Source organism: Psychrobacter aquimaris (assembly GCF_016107525.1).
GTDB classification, from domain to species: domain Bacteria; phylum Pseudomonadota; class Gammaproteobacteria; order Pseudomonadales; family Moraxellaceae; genus Psychrobacter; species Psychrobacter aquimaris.
On the sequence record NZ_JABASR010000010.1, the window covers coordinates 12,739 to 36,165 of the forward strand.

22 protein-coding genes are annotated in these 23,427 nt (G+C 43.3%); 7 read left to right on the top strand and 15 right to left on the bottom strand.

The features are described from left to right. The first annotated feature begins 67 nt into the window (after positions 1-67). Together JFC10_RS09890 and JFC10_RS09895 are read left to right on the top strand one after the other, a co-directional pair. Positions 68-766, top strand: coding sequence for a hypothetical protein (locus tag JFC10_RS09890; protein WP_198332691.1), 699 nt, complete (start codon positions 68-70; stop codon positions 764-766). A gap of 99 nt (positions 767-865) precedes the next feature. Continuing rightward, a complete protein-coding gene (locus JFC10_RS09895; protein ID WP_198332692.1) occupies positions 866-1,891 on the top strand; it encodes a hypothetical protein in 1,026 nt (341 codons plus the stop codon). 126 nt (positions 1,892-2,017) lie between these two features. On the opposite strand, the gene JFC10_RS09900 is transcribed toward JFC10_RS09895, so the two are convergent. The 7 genes from JFC10_RS09900 to JFC10_RS09930 form a co-directional block, all read right to left on the bottom strand. Next, the gene (locus JFC10_RS09900; protein WP_198332693.1) at positions 2,018-3,022 is read right to left on the bottom strand and encodes a YhdH/YhfP family quinone oxidoreductase; all 1,005 of its coding nucleotides are present in this window, start codon (positions 3,020-3,022) and stop codon (positions 2,018-2,020) included. Between the two features lie 73 nt (positions 3,023-3,095). Beyond that, positions 3,096-4,073 carry a zinc-binding dehydrogenase gene (locus tag JFC10_RS09905; protein WP_198332694.1) on the bottom strand — a complete coding sequence of 326 codons (978 nt, stop codon included), beginning with the start codon at positions 4,071-4,073 and terminating at the stop codon, positions 3,096-3,098. Positions 4,074-4,241: 168 nt separating this feature from the next. Further along, the gene (locus JFC10_RS09910; protein ID WP_198332695.1) at positions 4,242-4,922 is read right to left on the bottom strand and encodes a GDYXXLXY domain-containing protein; all 681 of its coding nucleotides are present in this window, start codon (positions 4,920-4,922) and stop codon (positions 4,242-4,244) included. Next, positions 4,919-6,112 carry a DUF4401 domain-containing protein gene (locus tag JFC10_RS09915; RefSeq protein WP_198332696.1) on the bottom strand — a complete coding sequence of 398 codons (1,194 nt, stop codon included), beginning with the start codon at positions 6,110-6,112 and terminating at the stop codon, positions 4,919-4,921. The genes JFC10_RS09910 and JFC10_RS09915 overlap by 4 nt, the downstream gene beginning before the upstream one ends. Further along, the gene (locus JFC10_RS09920; RefSeq protein WP_198332697.1) at positions 6,105-7,244 is read right to left on the bottom strand and encodes a DUF2157 domain-containing protein; all 1,140 of its coding nucleotides are present in this window, start codon (positions 7,242-7,244) and stop codon (positions 6,105-6,107) included. The genes JFC10_RS09915 and JFC10_RS09920 overlap by 8 nt, the downstream gene beginning before the upstream one ends. Before the next feature lie 83 nt (positions 7,245-7,327). Beyond that, positions 7,328-7,582: a DUF2798 domain-containing protein gene (locus JFC10_RS09925; protein WP_198332698.1), complete on the bottom strand. Its 255-nt coding sequence runs from the start codon at positions 7,580-7,582 to the stop codon at positions 7,328-7,330. Between the two features lie 52 nt (positions 7,583-7,634). Then, positions 7,635-9,146, bottom strand: coding sequence for a right-handed parallel beta-helix repeat-containing protein (locus tag JFC10_RS09930; protein ID WP_198332699.1), 1,512 nt, complete (start codon positions 9,144-9,146; stop codon positions 7,635-7,637). A gap of 190 nt (positions 9,147-9,336) precedes the next feature. Here JFC10_RS09930 and JFC10_RS09935 point away from each other — a divergent pair, with 190 nt between their 5' ends. Beyond that, a complete protein-coding gene (locus JFC10_RS09935; protein WP_198332700.1) occupies positions 9,337-10,053 on the top strand; it encodes an aspartate/glutamate racemase family protein in 717 nt (238 codons plus the stop codon). A gap of 208 nt (positions 10,054-10,261) precedes the next feature. Here JFC10_RS09935 and JFC10_RS09940 read toward each other — a convergent pair whose 3' ends face one another. Next, a complete protein-coding gene (locus tag JFC10_RS09940; protein ID WP_198332701.1) occupies positions 10,262-11,827 on the bottom strand; it encodes an MATE family efflux transporter in 1,566 nt (521 codons plus the stop codon). 503 nt (positions 11,828-12,330) lie between these two features. Between JFC10_RS09940 and JFC10_RS09945 the strand changes: the two genes are divergently transcribed. Then, complete coding sequence (locus JFC10_RS09945) at positions 12,331-13,284, top strand: alpha/beta fold hydrolase (RefSeq protein WP_198332702.1); 954 nt, start codon at positions 12,331-12,333, stop codon at positions 13,282-13,284. Position 13,285: 1 nt separating this feature from the next. Here JFC10_RS09945 and JFC10_RS09950 read toward each other — a convergent pair whose 3' ends face one another. From JFC10_RS09950 to JFC10_RS09975, 6 genes are all read right to left on the bottom strand, one after another. Continuing rightward, the gene (locus tag JFC10_RS09950) at positions 13,286-14,332 is read right to left on the bottom strand and encodes an NAD(P)H-dependent flavin oxidoreductase (protein WP_198332703.1); all 1,047 of its coding nucleotides are present in this window, start codon (positions 14,330-14,332) and stop codon (positions 13,286-13,288) included. Between the two features lie 133 nt (positions 14,333-14,465). Then, on the bottom strand, positions 14,466-15,218 hold the full coding sequence (locus tag JFC10_RS09955) for a hypothetical protein (RefSeq protein ID WP_198332704.1): 753 nt from the start codon (positions 15,216-15,218) through the stop codon (positions 14,466-14,468). A gap of 395 nt (positions 15,219-15,613) precedes the next feature. Continuing rightward, entirely contained in the window at positions 15,614-15,991 is a 378-nt protein-coding gene (locus JFC10_RS09960) for a DsrE family protein (RefSeq protein ID WP_198332705.1), read from the bottom strand. A gap of 169 nt (positions 15,992-16,160) precedes the next feature. Further along, positions 16,161-16,703, bottom strand: coding sequence for an acyl-CoA thioesterase (locus JFC10_RS09965; RefSeq protein WP_193012572.1), 543 nt, complete (start codon positions 16,701-16,703; stop codon positions 16,161-16,163). A 56-nt stretch (positions 16,704-16,759) separates the two neighbouring features. Next, complete coding sequence (locus JFC10_RS09970) at positions 16,760-17,806, bottom strand: YheT family hydrolase (RefSeq protein ID WP_198332706.1); 1,047 nt, start codon at positions 17,804-17,806, stop codon at positions 16,760-16,762. Positions 17,807-17,948: 142 nt separating this feature from the next. Further along, positions 17,949-18,545, bottom strand: a complete 597-nt coding sequence (locus JFC10_RS09975) for a YigZ family protein (RefSeq protein ID WP_198332707.1) — start codon at positions 18,543-18,545, stop codon at positions 17,949-17,951. 197 nt (positions 18,546-18,742) lie between these two features. Between JFC10_RS09975 and JFC10_RS09980 the strand changes: the two genes are divergently transcribed. Continuing rightward, complete coding sequence (locus JFC10_RS09980; protein WP_193012653.1) at positions 18,743-19,447, top strand: pseudouridine synthase; 705 nt, start codon at positions 18,743-18,745, stop codon at positions 19,445-19,447. Positions 19,448-19,837: 390 nt separating this feature from the next. Beyond that, complete coding sequence (locus JFC10_RS09985; RefSeq protein WP_198332708.1) at positions 19,838-20,902, top strand: disulfide isomerase DsbC N-terminal domain-containing protein; 1,065 nt, start codon at positions 19,838-19,840, stop codon at positions 20,900-20,902. Between the two features lie 160 nt (positions 20,903-21,062). Here JFC10_RS09985 and JFC10_RS09990 read toward each other — a convergent pair whose 3' ends face one another. Further along, positions 21,063-21,716 carry a DUF2939 domain-containing protein gene (locus JFC10_RS09990; protein WP_198332709.1) on the bottom strand — a complete coding sequence of 218 codons (654 nt, stop codon included), beginning with the start codon at positions 21,714-21,716 and terminating at the stop codon, positions 21,063-21,065. Positions 21,717-22,156: 440 nt separating this feature from the next. Here JFC10_RS09990 and dnaJ point away from each other — a divergent pair, with 440 nt between their 5' ends. After that, positions 22,157-23,293, top strand: a complete 1,137-nt coding sequence (dnaJ, locus tag JFC10_RS09995) for a molecular chaperone DnaJ (protein WP_193012577.1) — start codon at positions 22,157-22,159, stop codon at positions 23,291-23,293. Positions 23,294-23,427 lie beyond the last annotated feature (134 nt).

Genomic DNA, 23,427 nt, shown 5'->3' on the forward strand with positions numbered 1-23,427 from the left:
TTTCATCTTACTTATAACAGACTCACGTTAAGATATTATCAATATTCAAATCCAGTGTGAGACTGTTATGCCGCCAAAAAATAAAAAATACGCTAAATATCTTGGCTTGTTTATTCTCTCGGTAAGTTTACTTAATTCTCCCTATTTTGGCAGTTTCGGGCCGATTTTAAGTATGCTGACTCTGCTATTTTTTCTTATTGCTGGGTTACTATTTTCGGTGTTAAATATATTCAGCAAAGGATATAAAAAGCCATCTTCTTATATGCCATTAGCGATATTTCCCATAGTTACTGTGATTGCATTTTATCTTTCAGCAATTGGTATGGGCAATCAAGTACATTTTTTGCTTAATAAAAGCAATTTGCAGGCTATAGATACACTCAGCCAAGATGCCAACGTCTATCAAATAAGTAATATGCGTCGTTACCATAAGATGCTAAATGATCAGCTTATCTCCAATGATGACAGCTATACAACTGAACGAGAGATAGCGGCAGCTTATGCTGGGAAGATAAGGGCAGATGATTTAGATGTAGAAGAAGTCGCTTTACTCCGTAAGAAGCTAGATCGCTCAGGTATCGTTAGTATGGCACGAGAGGACGGTTATATCGTACTAACGATGGGTGGCTTTTTGGATAATGAATTTGGTTACTTAAAAGCGCCAAATAATGACATTGAAGTTGGTTATATGATACCGCCTTATGGACTTACCGTCATATCTCTAACGGAGCTACATAATGGTTGGTATTTTTATCATACGACGTGAGTATTGTTTATGATTGAAAGATTTATTGATTTTCTAAATTTCTAACTATTGTGCTATCTTTGAAGTTAGCTTTAATTATCGAACAAAAGGAACTTATGAGTGGCTGAAAATCCTAAAAAAGATAGTAAAACACCATCTATGTTAGAGATCAGTGAAATGGTTGATAAAATTCAGAGACAATTGAATCCACTATCTTTTGGTGGTAAAGCAATAGATAGTATTATGCCGAGAATGGCAAAATATGAACAGATGAATTCAGCTGCGAGTATTGCAGATATTGTCAGCAAATCTGTTCAACCAGTAGATTTCGCTTCCAGCAGTGTTTTTGACCATGGTGCAATGGCAATGAGTGATCAGTTGAAATTTCCAGAAGCAATGGCTGTGCAAGATACTTTTCTTGAAATGACAAAGGGAATGAGTGCTTATAATAATAGTGTCATGTCTGTAAGAGAGAGCCTAATACAAAGTACAGGAGGAACTAGTGTATATGAAAATATGATGTCATCAGTAAATCTAATTAGGGATTCATTAGAACCATATAGAAGCGCTTTTGATGCAGTCAGTACTTCATTTGAAGCAAGCGAAATTTCTAAACTTGTGGGAGATATTCAATCTCAGAAAGCTATTACTAACTCAGTTTTATCAGATTATGCAGATGTTTTTAAGCAGGTTGAGTCACTACACAATCTTGAGTCATTTAAAGCAATAACTAGACTAAAGAACTTTCCTTTCGAAGATATGGTGCGAATTGATTTAGATAGCATTCCAGATTTAGAAGAGAATATTAGTGAAACTATAGTAGAACTAGACTCAGAAATAAGTGACGAACTATCTTTAGTAGACGATTTTAACGAGCTTTCCGAAGAAAGACGTACTGTTCTACTTGGTTTGTATCAAGTTTATTATTACCCAATTATATTAAATTGCCTATTTATACTTATGTGGCTGCAAGTTTTTTTAGATGAAAAGTTAGATTTAACAAAGAATACTTTTATCTTTGTTGAAAAATCAAAAGAGAAACTATCTTATATTAGTAATGTCTATCGACCGAACCCATCAGCAATGATCGATAATTTTGTTGTAGGTGGATCTCTAATGTTACTAGCTAAGATTCTAGGCTGGTAGAAGTTGAGAGTCATTTTAAATAAATATTGATTTTATTTATTCAAATAGTCTTTATGAAAAAGTAATGGCAACCCTCCAAAAAAGAAAGCTGCCATTCTCTAAAAGTTAAGCTTCTAAACCAAAACCCTAACCCTTCACATTCACCACATAACGCCCAACTACTTTGCTAGACATAAATCGATCTAGGTATTCTGGCGTTTGCTCTAGCGTAATCTCTTCACCATAACTCTCTAGATTAGGCAGTTTCATATCGGTGGCGACACGCTGCCAAATGGCTTCTTTATCAGCCAGTGGAATATAGACCGAATCGATACCCAATAATGACACCGCGCGGGTAATAAAAGGTATCACCGACATCGAAAACTCAGCGCCGCTTGCTAAACCACAACTGGTCACCGCACCGCCAGATTTGGTTTGCTTTAGCAGGTTGGGTAAGTAGTCGCCGCCAATGGTATCAATGGCGTTTGCCCATAGCTCACGGCCGATAGGCTTGTTACCGATTTCATTGATGGTATCGCGATGACGCACTTCGCTCGCGCCCAATGCTTTTAAATGCTCGCTTTGCTCTGGCTTACCTGAGAAGGCAATCACCTCATAACCCAGCTGACTCAAAATAGCGATGCTGATCGTACCGACGCCGCCTGTTGCACCAGTTACCGCGACTGGACCATCACTGGGTTTTGCGCCCATTTTTTCTAGTTTTTGGATACTGAGTGCTGCGGTTAAGCCGCCCGTACCGTAAGTCATTGCTTCTTTCAGCGTCAGCGTTTCTGGGCAGGGCAATGCCCAATCGGCAGGTATAGAGATCATCTGACCCAGACCGCCATCCGTATCCATGCCCAAATCATAGCCAAATACCAATACTTCTTGCCCTTCTGTAAAGGTGCCTGATTTATCACTGACCACCACGCCTGCCGCATCAATACCAGGGGTATGCGGATAGTTTTTGGTGATTCTTTTATTACCTGATGCCGACATCGCATCTTTATAATTGAGCGATGAGTAATGCACTTCGATGAGTAAATCGTTTTCTGGTAAGTCGCTGACGTTGCGTTCTTGGATACTTTTGCTAAAGCTGCCGTCGGTATTTTCTTCGACAACCAAGGCTTTAAAGGTTTTATTATTAGACATAATATTATTCCTAATGAGGTTTTTTGGTGTGCATCTTTATTTGCAATTACATAGAGGTATGTAAGACAGTCATTTATGCTTTTAACAACACCTTACCATTCTTACTTGCCTGCAATTTGCCATCGACGGCCTTGACGATATCCGCCAAATCAAACGTTGCTTCAACGGGCAGTTTTAAATTGCCATTATTAGCACGTTCGATCAGCTCATCAATCAAACGCTGTTTGTTTTCAACGCTCATCTCTTGACTGATTTTACTGCCCCAAAAGCCTTTAATTATCGCTTGTTTAAAAATAATATGGGTTGGATCTAGCACCATGGGTTTGCCTGACATGATGCCAAACGAGGCCAATGTGCCACCATGACCCAGTAACGCTAGCAGATCATTACTAGACTCACCACCGATAGAATCAACCGCGGCACTGATTTTTTTATCACCAAGGATGGCTTTTACTTGGTCTTTCCAGTCATCATCTGAGGTGTTGATATTATGCTTGATACCCAGTGCTTCTAATTCCTTGATAGCATCGCCACTTCTCACGACATTAATAGTATTAATACCACGCGCGGCGGCTAGCATGGCGAGCGATTTGCCGACCGCACCATTGGCGGCATTATGGATCACCCACTGACCGCTTTTTAGTTCTAAAAACTCAATCAGCATCAGGGCACTGAGTGGCATCGCAATGAGCTGTGCTGCCATTTCGTCCTCTAAGCTATCAGGCATGACAAATACCATGTCTTTTGAGGCGACAAAATACTCTGCCCATGTCGCTTGCACGCTCGCTGCCGCCACGCGCTGACCAACTTTTAAGTCTTTGACATCTTGACCGACGGCATCGATAATGCCGACCGCTTCGCTACCACCAATCGCTGGTAGCTCAGGTTTAAAGCCATATTGACCGCGAATGGTTAATAAATCATGGTTGTGGATAGAGGCGAGTATCATTTTGACTCGGACTTCATTGGCTTTTGGTTCAGGAATAGGTGTGTCACCTAAACTGAGGACGTCAGATGGTTTACCGAAGGTACTATAAATTGCGCTACGCATAATCATTTCCTTTTTTATTTTTAAGTCGTGAGCAACAGTAACAAGTTTGTCTTAGTACCCTCAATGTTACTTTGGTTAAGGAATGTTATGCGTTGCACGTATCGCGTGTAGTAAAGCATGAGAAGTAAAGCATGAGAAGTAACGAATGATAAGTCACATCATAAACGTCTAATGAGAGGCTTTATCCTCTTGGCTTATGTCGCCGACGATGACTGTAAAATCACCGTCTACCATATCCGTGAGTAATGGCTCGCCTTTGTCATTCACACGAAACAGACCATATTCAGCCGCTTCAAATGCCTTAGCATGGCCTTCTTGAAAGAAAAATGCGTTGGTAGCCAGCTGTATGTTGCCATTACGGGCGCGGTAATGAATGGCTATTTCATCAGCGGCCAATTTATCACCGTCATTGCTATCTGCTAGGCGCACAAAATGCCCCACATTATTGCCATCAAGTCTCACAATCACATAACCGTCACTTGGCTCATAAATACGAAAATCTGCATCAAACTCGTTTAATTCTACATCTAGTTCTGAGCCTAATTTGTCTGGTGTTGAATGAGGATGCTTTGAGCGCATGGCATCAAAAATATCGCGCTCCAGCGCATAACGTAACGCCATATAATCACCTTGCATAAAACCACGGGGATCAACCGGTGCTAGCGCTAATAATACCGTTTTGCCAGTGGTGAGATGGGTTTCGTATTTGATGATATTCATCGTCATTACAATCAATATCAAGGCTAACCCAAGTAGGGCAATGGTAATCGTAACGGCTCGTTTTTTTAGCCAATGGGTGGATGGTGACGTGTCATTAATCAAGCGCTTAGTCAAAATCTTATTTTTCATGATAGGCGCTCCTGATGATCGTTGGCGCTTATGGTCAAATCAGTATCGTTGATAAGGGAGTTTGCGAAATAGCGTTTAATCAATAGCCAACGCACCATCAGCATGGTCAGTCCGACGATGAGCATTGAGAGAGATTTGATTAGTAATGAAGTATCGAGCTGGTAGTAATACCAAAATATATAGCTGACTAAAGCGATGATAGCAAGTCCCAACAGCGCACGCTGGCTGTTAGCCATCGCGATGATAATAATCAAACTGGTCGCGAGCAGTCCTGAGACATAGACCGACGTGATGCCTAATACAATGATAGCGCAGACAATGATACCAGCTGCTGTTGATAGCAGTGTGACACGATAGCGTTTGAGAATAAGGTAAGCGGCATATAAGCTGGCAAGGATAAGCAGGCCTTGAGCCAAGTAGTAATGATAGCTGAAAGGTGCATTATAACCATTAAAGCTGTTTCCATATTCAGCAGCGATAAAATAAACAGAGACGCATAACAGCATGAGCGCGCTGGCGTAACCCATCGCCTTGATCATGTCAAAACTACCCGCTCGCCATTGAGTCGGGGTTTGCTGTAATAACGTATCGCGTTGTAAATTAGTGACGATCGCAATCAGCGCCAATAATCCCAAACTGACCTCAGGCAGATGATAGTAATTAAGCAAATAGACCATGAGGCTTAGCGTGACTAGGCTACCTAATATTCGATAGACACGGTTGGGCACGATAAAGGTCATAATGCCTTGTACTAGTAAAAATAACCAAGCATCTAAAGGCTGCGGTAAATCATTACTTAACAAGGCAAACGCAATGTACGCTTGACCGGCAGTACTGATGGCAAATGCCAAGCTGCTGATAAAGGTATTATCACCACCTTGCTTGTTTCTAAATAGCGCAAAACCAGCAGCGTTTAATGACAGCCCGATAATCAGTAAAGCCAGCATACTATCGAGCGCACCAGTACTATCTAATAACAACGATAAAAAGCCAACAAAGAACAGACTGGCTAAAACCCCACTAACCCCAAAAAACAATTGTAGAAACCATGGATGATCATCATTTATTTGGCGGCGACCATCGCCGTCTACCGTGGCAATATGTTCGTCAATCATGTCAATATTGCCCCCCTTGGCATCAATCAGACCAAGGTTTTTTAAGGCAATCAGCGTCTGCTTATCACTATTCATGGTCAGCGCCTTTATTTATGGTGCCAGTTTGATGTTCATTGTCTAAGCGTGACACGTGGCGCAGCCATATGACCGCTGTAGAGCTTAGTCCAATCAGCACCAATGATAAAATCAAAAATCCGCCTGCGTCAAAGCCATCTAACAGCCATTTACCTAGCCAAAACATCACCACAACAATGATAGAAAATGATAGATAAGTAAGCATGAGCAAATCAATACGGCGCTGACGAAACTGCCAATATATAAAGCCGCACCAGCCTAACCACACAGTGACAGAGATTAATATTGCCCAGATATTGCCACTATCAAAAACGGTGACAATCGCTAGATAAGTCATGAAGATGGTGCTTAATAGACCAACGACATAAGTGCTCCAGTGCAGGCTAGGGTTGGTATTAGATTTGGTATTAGATTTGGTGTTAGGGTTAGTAGTAGGGCGACCAATAACGGTGGCTGAGCTGAGTTGTTTATCAGTAATATGACCAGAGAGTTTGCTAGTAACAGGGCGTTTATCATCAAAACTCATGAGCCAAAAATACAGAGCAACGAGATTCACTAGCGCAAGGGCTGCTACATAAAATACGCTTTGCAAACTATCATCACTAAATTGAATATTTGTGAGAGGCAAATAGAGTGTTAAGCAGGCATTGATTAACCCTAACCACAGCAGCCATAGCGCAGGGAAGCGGGCGATAATTACCCAAGGCGTAATCAACACTGCCCAACCAAAAAACAGCTGCCATGTATCAGCACCCGTTTGATAAACTTGCCCAAACAGCGCCAATAAGCTACCCGTAATCACGCTGGCAATGAGCAATAATAATTGGCGAATAAGCTGAAACCGTCGCCGAAAAGACAGTGCAACGTACCAGGCGATAGTGATGACCAGCGCCCCCTCGACTAAGGCAAACTTGCCTATTTTGCCCATATGCAACCAGTTGTAAGCGATAAAGAATACAAGGGACAATACCAGCGCTATCGCTCCGATAATCAGTAGGGTTTTATCAAAAAAGACCAGCCATGAGCGTTTGCTAGGATAGACTTGCAAATGAAGCGCTGCATCGTTGGCATGCTCTAATGGCAGTATGCCTTGCTTAAGCAAATGCTCGATAGTACGCCGTGGTTGGCTCATAGCGTCCTCTAGATAAAAAGATGATATCGCTTATCTTAGCTTTTTTATGAGGTAGGGGTATACTAAAGTTTGTAGATGCTTACTTAATAAAACTCAATGCGGCTAAGCACCTGCTCTTGTACAAAATAGGCACAGATATAAGCACTTGGCCACGCAAAAATAAATGCCAATCCCCACGAGTGCATCAGTGTCATAAAAAATCCGTCATGTATGCCTGTCTTTACGATAATTAGCGCCGCTGAGATGATCAGCGACATCATCATCGCCATCAGACCTGTGAAGATCAGTCGGTAATATTTGCGCCGTGTACGTATTCTGATGGTGGGTATTTTGCTCATAGTTTTACTTATTTCGATAATAAAAGGTTATGGCCTGTTAAACATTGATAGGCTATTTGCATTGTAGCAATACTGCACAGTTCTCAAAAGCGGTACTACTACTAAACTTTCTGTTACCAAGTACCCATATTAACGATAAATTGCTGTTTTGAGGGAGGTAACGGTTATTGTCAAAGCTGACTTCACCGCGATCAATCTGATTGGCAACGATCATATAGCGTGATGGCGAGCTAGTAAATGTATTATTCTTAACACTTAATTTTTGAATATTAAATTGCAGTAGCAGCTGACCACCTTGTTGTTTACCAAGGTCATTATTGATGACCGTATTATTAATAAGGGTGATTTGTCTGACGCCGCCACGTTGCTCATCATAGCCACCGACTGCGAGACCAGCATAGCTGCTATTGGTGACCGTATTACCTTCTACCCAGACCTCTTCTGTCAACTTTTGGAAGTTTTCACTGGCGACTTCGATACCAATATCATTGCCAGTCACGGTATTGTTCTGAATAAATACTTGTTTACCACCATCGACATAAATACCACCCGCTGAAGGATCATCACCTTTGTAGCCAGGATTGCCAACAATGCTATTGCGCGTGACTGTATTGCCGATGATATCGCCTCGTCTGGCATAGTCATTATCGGTCTCTGCTGTCCCTTCAAAACCAATGATGTCGATACCAATATTATTGTTATTGTTGACTTGGTTACGATTCACTTCAAAGTTAGTCACATCCCCATTGAGTACGATCGCTTCACTACGACCTAAGCTGAGGTTTTCGACTCGATTATTATTGACCTGAATATCCTTAATAGGCTTAGTACCGTACACCGCAATGCCATGCGCATTACCATCCTCAGTGTCAGCGCGCGTGCCTAGATCATGAATATAGTTATTTTCGATGAGGATATTATGACTACTACCAGTGACATAGATCGCAATGGGTGTAATCTGATCGTTGCTCGTCCAAAATTTGGTAAATTCTAAACCGCGAATGATCACATAAGCTTGGTTTTCGATATGAATCAAATGCTCATCGTCAGTGCTTGGTGTGCCTGTAACGACAACTTTTGCGGATAGCATTGGCTCAAAAACAATAGGCTGCGCTAGTGTGCCAGAATTTTCAATATAGACAGGCCCTTTATAAGTACCGGCGGCAATATGTACCGTTGTGCCAGCAGTGGCGAGATCTGCCGCTCTTTGTAGCGTCAGTACTGGCGAGTTCGCACTACCTGAAGCATTATCGCTACCTGTTGTCGCCACATAGATATGTTTGCGCGTACTGTCATCGAGCGTTAAATCATCAAGTGCTGAGCTGCGATCATAAAACGCTTGGCTACTAGATATCGGCATCACGGTTTCAGGAGCTGTCGGAATATTTGGTGCTGCGGGTGTGGCTGGTTCAGCAGTGGTAGGAGGCGTTGAAGCGCTTGAATCTGTATCTGAGTCGCCACCACCGCAAGCAGGTAATAGAACCACTACTGATGCAAGTAAGCCAATCGGTAATAATGTCGATGAGCGAATCTTTGAATATAGCGTTGATTGAATCGTTTTCATAATACTTCCTTGTAGGGTGACGGGTATAGCCTATTGGTGAACAAAAGAGTGAATAATATAGGAGTAGTTTTGATAGGGCAGTTTTAAAAGCTACCTCAAAAATAATAATGAAAAATAGTTCATTATTTATAGTCTATTTTTCGACGATAATCTATGATAACCAAGACTAAACTATAAATAGGACAATAAAATGGCAGACCAAGTACAGCGAACATTAGGCATCATCGGTGGTATGAGTTGGGAGAGCACCGAAAGCTACTATCGCATCATCAATGAAGGCATCAAAGCTGAATTGGGTGGATTACATTCAGCGGATTTATTGATTCATAGCGTGGAGTTTGCGCTGATTAATGAGTTGCAGGAGCAAGGCCGCTGGGAGGAATTAGGGATAATGATGGCGAGTAGCGGTAAACGCTTGCAAGCTGCGGGTGCACAAGGGCTCATGATTGCTTCTAACACCATGCACAAATTATTCGACGATGTACAATCAGCCACAGACCTGCCGTTGATTCATATTGCAGATGCCACTATTGATGCCATCAAAACACAAAATCTCAGCAAAATAGCGTTATTAGGTACGCAGTTTACGATGACCCAAGATTTTTATAAGCAGCGTCTGATTGATGCAGGGCTAGAAGTGTTGATACCTGCCGAGGACGAGCGTGCAGAGGTACACCGTATCATCAAAAAAGAGCTGTGCGTCGGTGATTTTAAAGACAGCTCACGCCAATATTATATCGATGTCATCAACGGACTTGCTGAGCAAGGAGCAGAGGGCGTGATACTAGGCTGTACTGAGATTGGTCTATTGATCACGCAAGCAGACAGCCCGATCTCTGTATTTGATACCACAGCGATTCATGCCGCCGCCGCAGTAGATTTTTTATTGGCTGATACAACGTTGTAATGTTTTACCAGTCAACGCTTAGCCCAGCAAAGATTTTTACATACGGTGCTTTTTGATATGCCAAAGTTATGTCAACCTCTGGCTTACTTATCACTGGATTTAGTATATGCGGTAATAAGTAAGTATTATGGACAGTTTATTCGCCATACCGATTAACAAAAGCCGTAATGATCAAGAGCCATCAAGCTAAGCGTATATAACCAAGCTATTATCCTTTATTATTCTTGATCATGCGGTGCCTATAAAGTCGTCTGCGAAGTCGTCGATGTAACCTTGTAATACGGCGTAAAGGGAACAGTTTCCACACAGTCGTCGGTGCAATATCACGGCACGATGCAGAGGTACCACCATGTGCGCGATACCCCTCAGCCCCTTGAGCAGCCTCTTCTGCGACCAATTTTTTACCCTTGCGCCATCCGCCATGCACATATAGTCCTGCCCCCATCAGCGCGGTGGCTACCATGCCTGCTGGGAACGACAGCCAAAGCGCATCTTCTCCCAGTAGTGGGTAAAGCCCAAAAGCAAACCCAAGGCGCACCGGGTACATCGAAATCACCATGACGATCAGCGGCCAAATCACATAGCCATTCGCCCGCATGGTGCCGAACAGCACTTGCGCTATCCCAAAAAAGACAAAGCCCCATGTCGCCATTGACTGAATATGTTGTCCGATTGGCAACGCTTCGCTGTCACTACCAAGGAACAAGCCCAGAATGGTTCCATCAAAAATGGTCAGTATCCCGATAATTGCGCCTGTCAATATCACGTTAAAGATGAGTCCCCATCGTGTGATCCCTGAGACTCTACTCCATTGATTGGCACCGATATTCTGTGCGACCATCGCGCTGGCTGCGGCACTTAGCGCCATTGCAGGCATCTGCACATATGTCCAAAGTTGCTGGGTGGCGCTATAGGCAGCTGTGGTCTGTACACCTTCGCGGTTTATCAGCGACAACATTGTCAATGCCGCCGAAGAAATGACGATCATCTGAAGGCCCATCGGCAGCCCTTTTGACAACATCGACTTTAGTATTTCTCGGTCTACACGCAAAAAGCGCAGCTCTGGCAGCTTAAGTGTTAGCACCGAGCCACGTAGGTACATGGTGACGACCATGCCAATAAGCGCTAGCGTATTTGCGGTGGCTGTTGCGAAGGCTGCGCCAAATATGCCCCATTCGGGAAAGGGTCCTAAACCCAAAATCAGTGTCGGTGTCAAAATCAGATCAAGAGCCACCGATATAATGATAAACCAAAGCGGCGTCGTAGAATCGCCTGTCCCGCGCAGTGCCATCATTATCAGCGTAAACGTGAGTGTGACGGGCATCGCAACAAAAATCATCCGCAGGTAACTTAGTGCAAGGTCTACAGCGCTTGGCGGCGTACCTAGCAGATTAAGTAGCATCGGGGCAAATATCCATCCTACTGCCGAGACCAATATACTGATCGGAATAATGCTCCCAAGCGCTGTTCCCATGGTTTTTTTGACCATAGCCTCATCACGGCGGCCCATGGCCTGACCAATCAAAATAGTAGAAGCCATACCAAAACCGAAAACGAAAGAGATGAGTATAAACATCAAAATGTTGCCATTCGCTGTCGCAGCGAGAGCCTCTTCTCCTAAAAATCGCCCCACCCAGACGGCATTGATGGAGCCGTTCAACGACTGTAGCGCTGACGATCCAAGGGTTGGCAAGGCAAATAGGAGCATCGTTTTGGCAATCGACCCTTCGGTGAGGTCACGCCTTTTGTCAGTGGCAATACTTGTGTTGCTCAATGTCTTTCCTTTTGCACCATTCAAGTGGGCTTCGGTTTATTATAAAAATGCTTCCTAATAAAGATGCTAGATAACGGACTTAGGATTCATGGAATAAAAACGCTTATTATAAATGACAATGCCCGTGCCATTTTTATTAGAACGGTAAGCAAACCACGTGCTGACATAAGCCCTAGTACTAAATGTGTTACTAACTTTGTTATTTTCCTTTTGATGTTGGGTCTTATGTGAGGCTATCTCGGCTTCTACTAATTATAAAATCCTGATTATTATAAAAACCCTGAAAAGGATGACGCTGATTTGACTACAAAGTAATAGATTTATAAATATGAAGCAGCGTTTATCGTTAGAATCATAGCGTAAATACTTTTTATACTATAGTTGATCCAATGTAAGAGTGGTACAAGGCAGCCGAGTTCAGATGTACATGTCATACTTCAAGCGAGGTTAACGCTGTAACGCTTTTATAATGGATTGGCTGTATTTCTAACAAGGATGTTTCGATGACACTAAAACGTTTAAGCCTTGTCGCCCTATTTAGTCTTTCCATCATAGCCTGCACCACCGCACTCAATAAGCTTGCGGTGAATGCCACTCAAAAGCTGATACAGTTCGAGCGAAAGAAAGCCAAGCTTGAAAAAAAGGTATTGACGCTGGCCTCTGGCGATACCATGACCTATCTAGAAGGTGGCAATATCAACGGCGAGCCGTTACTGCTCATCCATGGGTTTGGGGCAAACAAAGACAACTTTACCCGTATCGCGAGAGAGCTGAGCGATTATCATCTGATCATTCCAGACTTACTGGGTTTTGGTGAATCCAGTAAACCGCCGCAAGCTGACTATCGTACCGACGCTCAGGCGCAGCGTTTACATGAGCTGCTACAGGCAAAAGGGGTCGCGTCTCATATTCATATCGGTGGTAACTCAATGGGCGGTGCCATCAGTGTTGCTTATGCCGCCATGTATCCTGATAGCGTCAAAAGCTTGTGGCTACTCGACAGTGGCGGTTTTTGGTCAGCAGGGTTTCCAAAAGACAGGTTTGATGATGATAGCTTTGACAACAGCCCGCTGTTGGTCCAAAACACAGAGGATTATTTTGCTTTGTATAATCTCGTGATGTACAAGCCGCCTTATATTCCCAAAACCGTGCAAGCCGTCTTTGCGCAGACCAATATCGCCAACCGAGATCTGCACGCCAATATCCTCAAGCAGATTACAGCAGACAATGTGGAAGCACGTGCCAAAGTCATCGCGCAGCGCGATATACCCACGCTCGTCGTCTGGGGCACTGAGGATAAAATTATTAAGCCTGAGACTGCCGCCATCATGACCAAACTGATGCCGCAAGCACAGCTGATTATGATGTCTGAGGTCGGTCATGTGCCGATGGTCGAGGCAGTAAAAGAGACGGCCAGTGATTACAAAGAATTTCGTGCAACGCTTAAGGGTCAGTAACTCACAAATCTTTTATTAATCGCGTTAGCAAGGCGTCTGTACTTTCGTCTCTGACCAACGTGACGCCTTGTCCTGCCCATAGTGATAGATGCTCGGCGTCCAAATGCTTGGTCGCATCCGCCCGCATAAACTTGGTCATGGCATTGAGTTGCGGGTAGGGCGGTAGCGCATCTGCGCTCTCAAATTGGGCAAAATCACGCAGATAATTGTTTAATAAACCACGCGCAAGCTTGCCTGAAAACAGTCGCGTTAAGCGCGTCTCAGTACTGCGTCTACTTTGACTGGCATCAATGAGTGCTTGCTTATACGTATCATTGATACCGCACTGATCTGTAGTCAAAAACGCCGTTCCCATTTGCGCAAGCTCAGCACCTGCTGCTTGTACCGCTTTGATACCCTGTCCCGTCATAATGCCACCCGCTGCAATTAACGGAATATCGGTGCAAGCACGCGTTTGACTAATCAGTGTCAATAATCCCAATGGATCGGTTTCACTTTGTGGCAACCAACCACCACGATGACCGCCAGCTTCTACCCCTTGTACACACACCGCATCTGCACCAATATCGCTCCATGCTTTGGCTTCTAATGGATGGTTTGCCGTACCGATGACTCGCGTGCCGATACTTTGTAAACGCTGAACTTGCTCGGCGCTGATAATACCAAAGGTAAAACTGGCGACAGGTACAGGATTGTCATAGAGGACTTGCAACTGCTCAGCAAAGCTCTGTGCTGGACGTTCGGGTAGCGTAAATTCTATATTCTGCTCTTGGTAATAATTACTCAGCCAAGTAGGCATGGCGGTATCAAAGCTGCTCGACTCCTGCTCAGATAACACCATCAGATTGACCATAAAAGGACGGTCGGTCAGGGTTTTAATCGTATTGATTTGGCTATCCAAAACGTCTGGCGCGGTCATACCAGCGCCTAATGAGCCCAGTCCACCAAAGTTACTGACACTTGCAATCAGCTCAGGGGTGGTAGCACCGCCTGCCATTGGCGCTTGGATGATCGGATAGATTAGGTTAAGCGTATTGAGTAAGCTCATGAATGGCTCCTTTTTATTAGGATATTTGCATGACTTACTGTAGCAGAGGTAGGCGGTGCGCGTGTTGGATAGTGTTTATTTAGTTGCTGAATAGAAGGATTGGATTTTGGCTACGGAATTGTAGTTAAGTGAATCAACTACATTTTTTGTCATACATATCTGAAAACGAATTTGAAAAATATCTAACTTTTACATCTAAAAGCTCTGAATCATCGTTTTCCCACTTAGGTAGCTTATTTCCAAGACTAATATATTCTTTGTATAGTCCATTTGTACTTGGTTGTATATTTGAAGGAGGTACCACAGCTCCTACCGAACCTTTATTTATACTAATATAACCATTTTTAGTCTTATAAGAAACAACATCGTAGCTGACCCAACCAGTATAAGAGTTATCTCTATCACTTCTAACCACTTCATTAGTAGTCATGTTTAGTGTGCGTAATGGATGTGATTTAGTTTGATTATAGTTTTGGTCGAGATATTTTTTGGCTTTATCATATACTTGTTTTTGTTCGTCCTTAGTATCGACAGTTTCCACAAGAAGTAGCCTTTGTAAGCGTTCTCTATCGTCGAAGGTTAAATATATATGTGAGATATCGATACTTGCAATCGACTCCGTAGGCTCGCCATCATATATTGACCAATTAGGTAAAGTAGTAAAAGCATCACTCCCACAAAATAGTTTGAATGTATCAGTAGTCAGTTGACTATATTTTATTACATTAAGGCTATCTGCTTTACTACTATCAAACTCCAAATAGAAAGGCTTGTTATTTTCATTAGTAATATATCCATTGGTATTTGTAGAAAGCTCTGAACACCCTGTTAAAAGCATAGCGGGTAAAAGAAAACTAAGGAAAACGTTAGCTGATTTAATCTTCATTATAGATATGGCCAAAACCTAAGAAAATGGAATCTAAATATACTATAGCTCATATCACTTTACTACTTTCTACCCATTCATAAGCATAGGTTCTAGCTAAGGTCGGCAACTTGTATATACCTAATTAGTGAAGCTTATGAATTATAGTAGATCCACTGTAAAAGAGATACAGCAATACTGGCGTACATTTTGCGCCGCCTCTGTCTACGTAGGCACAGCAAGCAAGGAAAATGTATGCCATTACTGCATGATCATATGCGTATCTTTTTTATTTAGGACTGACTATAGTGAATCTTATGAAATATTATTAAATTTTCAAAAAAAAGAGTCAGTCCCTAAAGCCGTCAAAAAGACAGCTAAGAGAACTAACTCAGTGTTAGAACTATGAAAAAAACTTAATTCAACTGCAACGACCCTTTCGCATTCATCAGCAGCTCAACCACATCATCACCGCTAATCACTTCAAAGCGCTTGTCGATGTCTGATTCTTCCACGCCGTTGTGCTTCATACACGCACCGCAAACCAATACTTGACCGCCGTTCTCGATAAAGGCTTCTAACAATTCGCCCGCAGGTTCAAATGGCGCGCCAATATTGACCTTATCTAATGCGTTGGGTAATGCTAAATGTACTGCGTCCACCATCAATATCACTGAGGCAGAATGACCTTTTTTAAGTGCCACGCCAGCCATAGTAAATGCTAAGGTGATTTTGCTTGGATTTGATTCACTATTATCAAATAACGTACCGACATAATCCGTCGTGTTAGCCATATTATTCTCCTTATAAGACTATTTTAATTAGATAGTATTTAGTTGAGCTGAGTATGATGCTCACTACTATCCTAACATTTATTATATTTATTTATATAATGTATTGTTAGTAAATAGTAGCCATAAGGTTGCTGGGTTGTGACTTATGAATAACGTTAGATAACAAATTCTAACCTTGCGGTGGCCACGGACGATCACGGTCGCTCTCTATCCATTCGGCGACATAGCCAGTTGGCGGTAATTCCCAATCAGACTGCCCCAATGCTGCCAGTACTTGTGCCGTGTCGATCACCCGACCACCCTTGGTCACACCCGTACGCAGTAGCGCAGATGAGCAGGGCTTACCTTTGACCCACATTGACTGCTCGATATAGAGCCAGCGCGTATCGATACCGACGATTTTAGTTTTTAGCGTGACCTTTTCAAAGGCACGAATACGCTTGCGGTATTGGATGGTACTGCCAGCGATGACCAAACCCCAACGCTGTTTTAGCAGCTGCTTGCCAAGCCCGCTACGTACCGCAAAATCCATACGCCCCAAATCATACAGCGTGAATACACGACCGTTATTCATCTCCAGAAAATTATCAATGTCTGTCAGACGACAGCGAAACTGAATCTCACTGGTATCCTTAAACGTCAATGTATTGCCTTTTTTTACTTCTAGCGCGGCACGGGCGATGGTACTGGCATAACGGATAAATGGATACATAAGCGCAATCTCAAAAGGTCAAATATTAGGGTTAACGTTTGCAAAATTATCAGTTTTTAGATGTTAGATGGTACGCCAATATGGTTAAAATAAGCAGTGACGGTTTCGGGTATCCAGTTGATATCAAATCTTGATTTTTTATAAAGATGAGGTGATTTGTCTTTATCAGAGCGATAACGAATAAAGCCCACATGCCCACCATGCTCAGTGTCTAAAATAGTGACACTGTTAGACACATCGTTTGGCGTGGCGGTAAAACCAAGGAAAGGATCGTCTTTGGCACTAATGAGTAATAAAGGCTTTGTCACTTTTATCAAATAAGGCAGGGCTGATGAGGCTTGATAGTAGTGATTGTTAGAGCGGTAGCCGTGACGCGGCGCGGTAAAGATATCATCAAAGTCACTGATGCGATTGACGGTTTTGATCGAGTCGATCTCATCTTGAGTAATGTCATTAGCTAAGGCTTTTTTGATAATTGGGTTGAGCAAATAAGGGGTATAAATTCGATGGCTCAAAAAGCTGTGCATACTAAGCGCCGCCGATGACATATCGACGGGAGCGGAGATGACCACAGCGCCTTGGCAGAGTGCTTTGTCACCATATTCGCCCATGTATTTTGCCAAGGCATTACCGCCCAGCGACACCCCAACCGCATAAATATTGGCGTATTGTTGACTTAGGTTTTGCAGCGCGTGATGCACTTCATCGGTATCACCGGCATTATAAAAAACTCTACCATTAGCAGGAATGCCGCCACAGCTACGAAAGTGAGCGACGACAAAGTGCCAGCCTTGTGCGTGCATCTGATGCGCCAAAGCACGTGCATAATGACTGTCACTACTGCCTTCCATGCCATGGAATAGCACGATTAAAGGTGTTTGCTCAAGCTCGCCATTTTCTGCTGTGTTAACAAACTGCGCATCATAAAAGTCATAAGCAATATCACTTTCATCCAACGAGTCTTTTTCGACCACACGGCGATAAATAGGCGCTTTCGGGGCAAAAAACTTAGGTAAGATGCTTTGCAAATGCGGATTGGTCAGCCAAAAGGGCGGTTTAAAAGGCGCTGGCGAGAAGGGTTGGTTCGGTTTTGAAGATGACATAGATAGGTCTTATTTTATTAGAGTTAAAAAGTAATGTCTTATCATAGCGTTAGCAGTCGTCAAAACCAATGATTATCAGTGAACGCATGGTTACTCAGAATAGCGTTACTTAAAATGACGTTACTTAAAATACTTAAGTTATTTATGGCAATGCTAACACCCGCCCATCCATCGCAAGTCGCTCTTTTAAACTCTCGATATCTGCCTCAGCAAGCGTCACGGTCAATGTCACTTGTTTACTATAAGCAACATCATCGATACTGCCATTTAAACTTTCGACCACATAGCGGCATTGTGCTTCGGTGGCAAACTCTGCCAATATCTGTACTTGCACCATCGGCACATAAGGTAGCAATATCATCTGGTCGACTGCTGCTTGCGCTGCGCCTGCATAAGCACGAGTGAGACCGCCAGCCCCCAGCTTGATACCACCAAAATAACGCACCACGATGATAATGACATTGCCGATTGATTTATGCTGCAGGACATTTAATATCGGGCGACCTGCCGTACCATTTGGCTCGCCATCATCATCAAAGCCAGCACTGGTGGTGTTATTGGGGTCACCAACGATATACGCCCAGCAGTGGTGCCGCGCATCGGCATATTGCTCGCGTAGTTGTTCCACGTGAAACATTGCCTGCTCACGTGAGGTTACAGGATAAGCGTAAGCAATAAATTCGGATTTTTTAATTTCTAAGCGCGCAGTGACAGCACGTTTTAGCGTTTGATAGCTCATATTTCATCAGGTCTAGGTTGGATATGGTAAACTGGTCTAACTTTCACTGTCGTCCGTATTTGGCGCAGTGTTCATTTAATTTTTTATTATAGTACCACTTCTGACCCATGAAGATAGCGGACAAGCTCAGTGCGAGTGCTGGTGTCGTTAGCTGCTACGGTAAAGTAGGTATCATAAAACGGATGGTAGTAAATAGTATGCGTCTAGATAAATTTATTAGTAAAGCCACTGAGTTGTCACGTAAAGAGTCCAAAAAAATCATGCATGCCGGTGAGATCATGGTAAACGAGCAGATCGTCAAGGATCCAGGTTTGCATGTCGATATCGTCAATGATGAGGTGATGTGGGGTGGCGAGCCACTGTCGGTCGCGACGGGCAATCGTTATATCTTATTGCATAAGCCTGAAGGCTTTGAGTGTACGCTAAAAGCCAAAGAGTACCCAATTGTCACTGAGCTGATAGCCGTACCAGAGCTTGGCAGTTTACGCATCGCCGGACGACTTGATGTCGATACCACTGGCGCTTTGCTTATCAGTGATGATGGCGGTTGGCTACACCGTGTGACCAGTCCTAAACATGAGCATGCCAAGGTTTATGAGCTAACCTTAGCAGAGGCGATGGATAGCGACGCTCAGGCGAACGCGATTAAAGAAGTGGCTGAAGGCATCTTGTTAGAAGGTGATCACGAAGAGACCAAGCCTGCAACTCTTGAGTTCATCGATGAAACGCATGCGCGTTTGACCTTGGAGCAAGGTAAGTATCATCAAGTAAAACGTATGATGGGTTATTTTGGTAATCGAGTCACCGAGCTGCATCGCGCCAGTATCGGTCACATTAATTTAGACGGTTTGGAAAAAGGCGATAGTCGCTTCTTAACTGCCGATGAAGTCGCCAAATTCTAAATTTACGTTTTGTTAAATATTAGAATAAACCCTTAAATATAGCGTTCTACAATCAGCAGCCACATCATGTGTGCTGCTTTTTTTTGGCCGTAGTTTTTATTTATTACTTTTAGACTGTTATGTCTTGCGTGCACACTGTGTTGCCTATCTCTTAAAGCTCAGTAGCAGTTTTGCAAAATTGAACCGTTATTACTTTGCAAAAGTCTTCCTTATGCTAAAGTCTGACTGTCTTTTTTAATCTATTTTTTTACATAATATCGTTACCTTGATTAAAAGCGCCTTATTATAAAAAATGAAGGTTATCAAAAAAGAAAGTTATTAAAAATTGTGGTTACTGAAACTCGCTGTTATTAAAAGCGCTCGTTGTTAAAATCAGATAGGACTGTCTCTGTGAACTCATCTCTATTAAAATCTGCCAGTTTAATTGGCGCCATGTTATTGGCAACCACCGCCTGTGCTCAGTCTAGTGATACTGCCGCTACTAACCAAAAAGCCAGCCAAAGTGTGCAAAATACAAAAGCTGCTGGCAGCGTTAGCAAATCTGTGGACAGTCGCTTGCGCCAATTGCTTACGCAGGCAGGTATCAAAACACAAATCAGCTCTATTGTGCCTTCCAACTTACCCAATATGTATCAAGTCAATTTGGCGGGGCAGTTGCCATTGCATATCACTGAAGATGGTAAATATGTTATTCAAGGCGAACTACAAAAGAATCCAAGCAAGCGTGTAGTCACCAAGACACCAGCGCGTAGCACCAGTGCGCAGGCAGGCAAGCCTGTCAGTGCTAGTGTCAAAGCCGATATATTGGCAAATATGGATGCGCTGAAAAACATGAGCGCTAAAACGCCGTTCTTTTATACCGCAGTACCCGGTGTGATTTGGGGTGCGACGTTAGAAGGCGTGCCTTTTTTACTATCGGATGATGCGCAATATATTACTGATGGCGAGGTCTCTGTCATCGAAAACGGTCAATTTATCGGACTCGATGAGCAGTTTGAAAAGCGTAAAAATCAGTCTGTGTTTGAGACTTTAGATGAAAGCCAACTGATTAATTATCCAGCGACCAGTCCTGAGAGAGCGGTTATTTATGTGGCCAATGATGTCAATTGCCCTTACTGCCGCCGCTTACATCAGCAGCTACCGATGCTTAATGCCAAAGGTGTGACGGTCAAAACCATTGGTTATCCGATATACGAACAGTCCCCTGAGCAAATGCGTGGCATCTGGTGCCAAGGTGACGAGGACAGCCGCCGCAACGCTTTTGATAAAGCAATGCTGCAGGGTGAGATGACACCTGCACCAGCAAGTTGTAAAGTCGATCATGTGACGCCCAATCGTGAAAAATCAGCAGGGCTTGCGGTGATGGCAACGCCTGCTATCTACCGTGAAGATGGGGTGCTTTATCAAGCAAGCTTTGAGAGTCCAGAGTTTTTAGAGTTTTTGGGCGTAGAGTAGATTATTAACGTTTTTATCGCCTGACCCGTATAACCTTGATATTTATATGACGTAAGATATACATGATATACACATAATCAACGACTATTAAAAAACCGCCCTATGAACATAACTCATGGGGCAGTTTTTTTATTGTGTCTAAAAGTCAATGATAGCAAGTCTATTGTGGCAACACGATATCAACGATTTTCCAATCAATTAAGCCGTTACGCTGCATCTCGATGGTGAGCGGATAACCTTTTACCTGACCGCTAATATTGAAGCAATTAATACCGCAATAGCCCAATGTTGGCTTGTCACTGTCAGACCCTTGCGCTACCTGTTGCTCCAATTCCGCAGCTTGTTTTTTCATGATTTGCTGCATTTGGCTTTTGACCACTGCATCTACATCACCGCGCTGAATGATAAGATTTTGAATCAAGTTTTTGAGATCGACTTGATTACTGGCGATTGCCCATGCGGCGGCCAGCTCTTTGGTCGCGGTGTTGGCCTGACCTTGGGTATTAATGACTTTTTCGATATTTTGTGGCGTTATAGCACCATTCACCGCCTGCGTGATAAAACTATTGGCAGCTTGGGTCAATGGTTCGCCGCCCAGCTCAGCGACCAATGGATAATTAGCCATAGTCGCCGTAAACTGACTGGTTAGTTGGTTTTGGATGCTGGGTCGCACTTGCTCATAGTCGATCGCTGCTGCGATGGTCGCGCCGTCTTTTGCATCGTAGGCATTTTTAAGCTGATAGGCGCTGTAATAAGGCGAGCCTGCATAGACAGCGACTGCAATGATGATTAATAAAATAATCAGCTTTTTCATAAAAATCAATACCTTGTTGAAAAACAAAACTTAATAATGGGCAAATTTAATGATGGTGAGTATAAATCTAAACCCCCAAGAATATAGCGATAAATATTAGCATGGCTGAGCCTTTTTAAGGTATGAAAACCTTTGTTCATTCCTTAATAAAACCTTTTTGTATGGCCAAGCGCACTATAGTGGATACTTTCCTCCTTAAGCGCTTGATAAATCACCATAGCATCTCCATAAATAGCGCAAACTTTTAATAATTGATTTGGCTAAGCAGCATCCCGCCGTATTCGCTTGTAAGATTCATAGCAGTATCACCTCTTTTCTCTCACTATTTATGATGTTTCATGTGAAACCTTTAAGTGCCATAGTGAGTCGTATCAAGGTGGTGGTTGACTAGAACTACTGAATCGACTGGCCGGTGGACTGTAAAGACGATAGGAGAGCCCATGAGTAAGCGCGATTTTTATGAAGTATTAGGTGTGAGCAAGACCGCTGAAAGCAAAGAAATTAAGCGAGCTTACCGCAAGCTGGCTATGAAATATCACCCTGACCGTAACTCTGATGATCCAGATGCTGAAGATAAATTCAAAGAAGCATCCATGGCTTACGAAGTACTAAGCAGCGAAGAAAAGCGCTCTGCTTATGATCGCATGGGTCATTCAGCCTTTGAAAACGGTATGGGTGGCGGCGGCTTTGGCGGTGCAGGTGGTGGCAACTTCCAAGACATTTTCGGCGACATTTTCGGTAACTTTGGCGACATTTTTGGTCAATCACGCGGCGGCGGCGGTGGACGTTCGCGCCGTGGCTCAGATTTGCGTTATGTGATTGAGCTGACATTAGAAGAAGCGGTACGTGGCTGCAAAAAAGAAATCAGCTTTACTGCTCCGGCTCCATGTGACACCTGTGATGGTAAAGGTGCAAAAAATGCCTCTGATATCGTGACTTGTCAGACCTGTCATGGACAAGGTCAAGTGCGTATGCAGCAAGGTTTCTTTGCTGTTCAGCAGGCTTGCCCACATTGTGGCGGCACTGGTAAACAAATCAAAAATCCGTGCTCTGACTGTCATGGTAATGGCGTTAAAGACAAATCACGTACGCTAGAAGTGTCTATCCCAGCGGGTGTTGATGATGGTGATCGCGTCCGTCTAGCAGGCGAAGGTGAAGCGGGCGGCGCGGGTGTCCAAAACGGCGACTTATACGTTGAAGTACGCGTGAAACCGCATAACGTCTTTACCCGTCAAGGCGCTGATCTATATATGGACGTACCCGTTAGCATCACTGATGCGGCATTGGGTAAAGAAGTAGAGATACCAACTTTAGATGGTAAAGTAAAAATCAAGGTTGCAGAAGGCACGCAAAGTGGTAAGTTGCTGCGTGTGCGCGGTAAAGGTGTGACGCCAGTACGCACCACGATGAAAGGTGATTTGATTTGCCGTGTGGTTATCGAAACCCCAGTGAACTTAACTCGCGAGCAAAAAGACCTGTTGCGCCAGTTCCAAGATACGCTCGACGGTGATAGTAAGCATCAGCAGTCGCCACACAAAAAATCATTCTTTAAAAAGATTGGCGATTTGTTTGACTAACAATGACTATCGCTAGATAATTATACTTAAAGTAAGCCCAGAGGTTTCATGTGAAACATCTGGGCTTTTTCTTGTACTTATAAAAAACCACTCATGCAGTGATATTTGTTAAACTTAGGATAAATGACATCCAA

Coding starts and splice junctions, on each gene's coding strand:
- JFC10_RS09980 (WP_193012653.1), top strand. CDS start 18,743: ATGCGTCTAGATAAATTTATTAGTAAAGCCACTGAGTTGTCACGTAAA.
- JFC10_RS09990 (WP_198332709.1), bottom strand. CDS start 21,716: ATGAAAAAGCTGATTATTTTATTAATCATCATTGCAGTCGCTGTCTAT.
- JFC10_RS09925 (WP_198332698.1), bottom strand. CDS start 7,582: ATGAGCAAAATACCCACCATCAGAATACGTACACGGCGCAAATATTAC.
- JFC10_RS09960 (WP_198332705.1), bottom strand. CDS start 15,991: ATGGCTAACACGACGGATTATGTCGGTACGTTATTTGATAATAGTGAA.
- JFC10_RS09900 (WP_198332693.1), bottom strand. CDS start 3,022: ATGTCTAATAATAAAACCTTTAAAGCCTTGGTTGTCGAAGAAAATACC.
- JFC10_RS09935 (WP_198332700.1), top strand. CDS start 9,337: ATGGCAGACCAAGTACAGCGAACATTAGGCATCATCGGTGGTATGAGT.
- JFC10_RS09930 (WP_198332699.1), bottom strand. CDS start 9,146: ATGAAAACGATTCAATCAACGCTATATTCAAAGATTCGCTCATCGACA.
- JFC10_RS09945 (WP_198332702.1), top strand. CDS start 12,331: ATGACACTAAAACGTTTAAGCCTTGTCGCCCTATTTAGTCTTTCCATC.
- dnaJ (WP_193012577.1), top strand. CDS start 22,157: ATGAGTAAGCGCGATTTTTATGAAGTATTAGGTGTGAGCAAGACCGCT.
- JFC10_RS09910 (WP_198332695.1), bottom strand. CDS start 4,922: ATGAAAAATAAGATTTTGACTAAGCGCTTGATTAATGACACGTCACCA.
- JFC10_RS09950 (WP_198332703.1), bottom strand. CDS start 14,332: ATGAGCTTACTCAATACGCTTAACCTAATCTATCCGATCATCCAAGCG.
- JFC10_RS09975 (WP_198332707.1), bottom strand. CDS start 18,545: ATGAGCTATCAAACGCTAAAACGTGCTGTCACTGCGCGCTTAGAAATT.
- JFC10_RS09970 (WP_198332706.1), bottom strand. CDS start 17,806: ATGTCATCTTCAAAACCGAACCAACCCTTCTCGCCAGCGCCTTTTAAA.
- JFC10_RS09905 (WP_198332694.1), bottom strand. CDS start 4,073: ATGCGTAGCGCAATTTATAGTACCTTCGGTAAACCATCTGACGTCCTC.
- JFC10_RS09955 (WP_198332704.1), bottom strand. CDS start 15,218: ATGAAGATTAAATCAGCTAACGTTTTCCTTAGTTTTCTTTTACCCGCT.
- JFC10_RS09920 (WP_198332697.1), bottom strand. CDS start 7,244: ATGAGCCAACCACGGCGTACTATCGAGCATTTGCTTAAGCAAGGCATA.
- JFC10_RS09965 (WP_193012572.1), bottom strand. CDS start 16,703: ATGTATCCATTTATCCGTTATGCCAGTACCATCGCCCGTGCCGCGCTA.
- JFC10_RS09915 (WP_198332696.1), bottom strand. CDS start 6,112: ATGAATAGTGATAAGCAGACGCTGATTGCCTTAAAAAACCTTGGTCTG.
- JFC10_RS09890 (WP_198332691.1), top strand. CDS start 68: ATGCCGCCAAAAAATAAAAAATACGCTAAATATCTTGGCTTGTTTATT.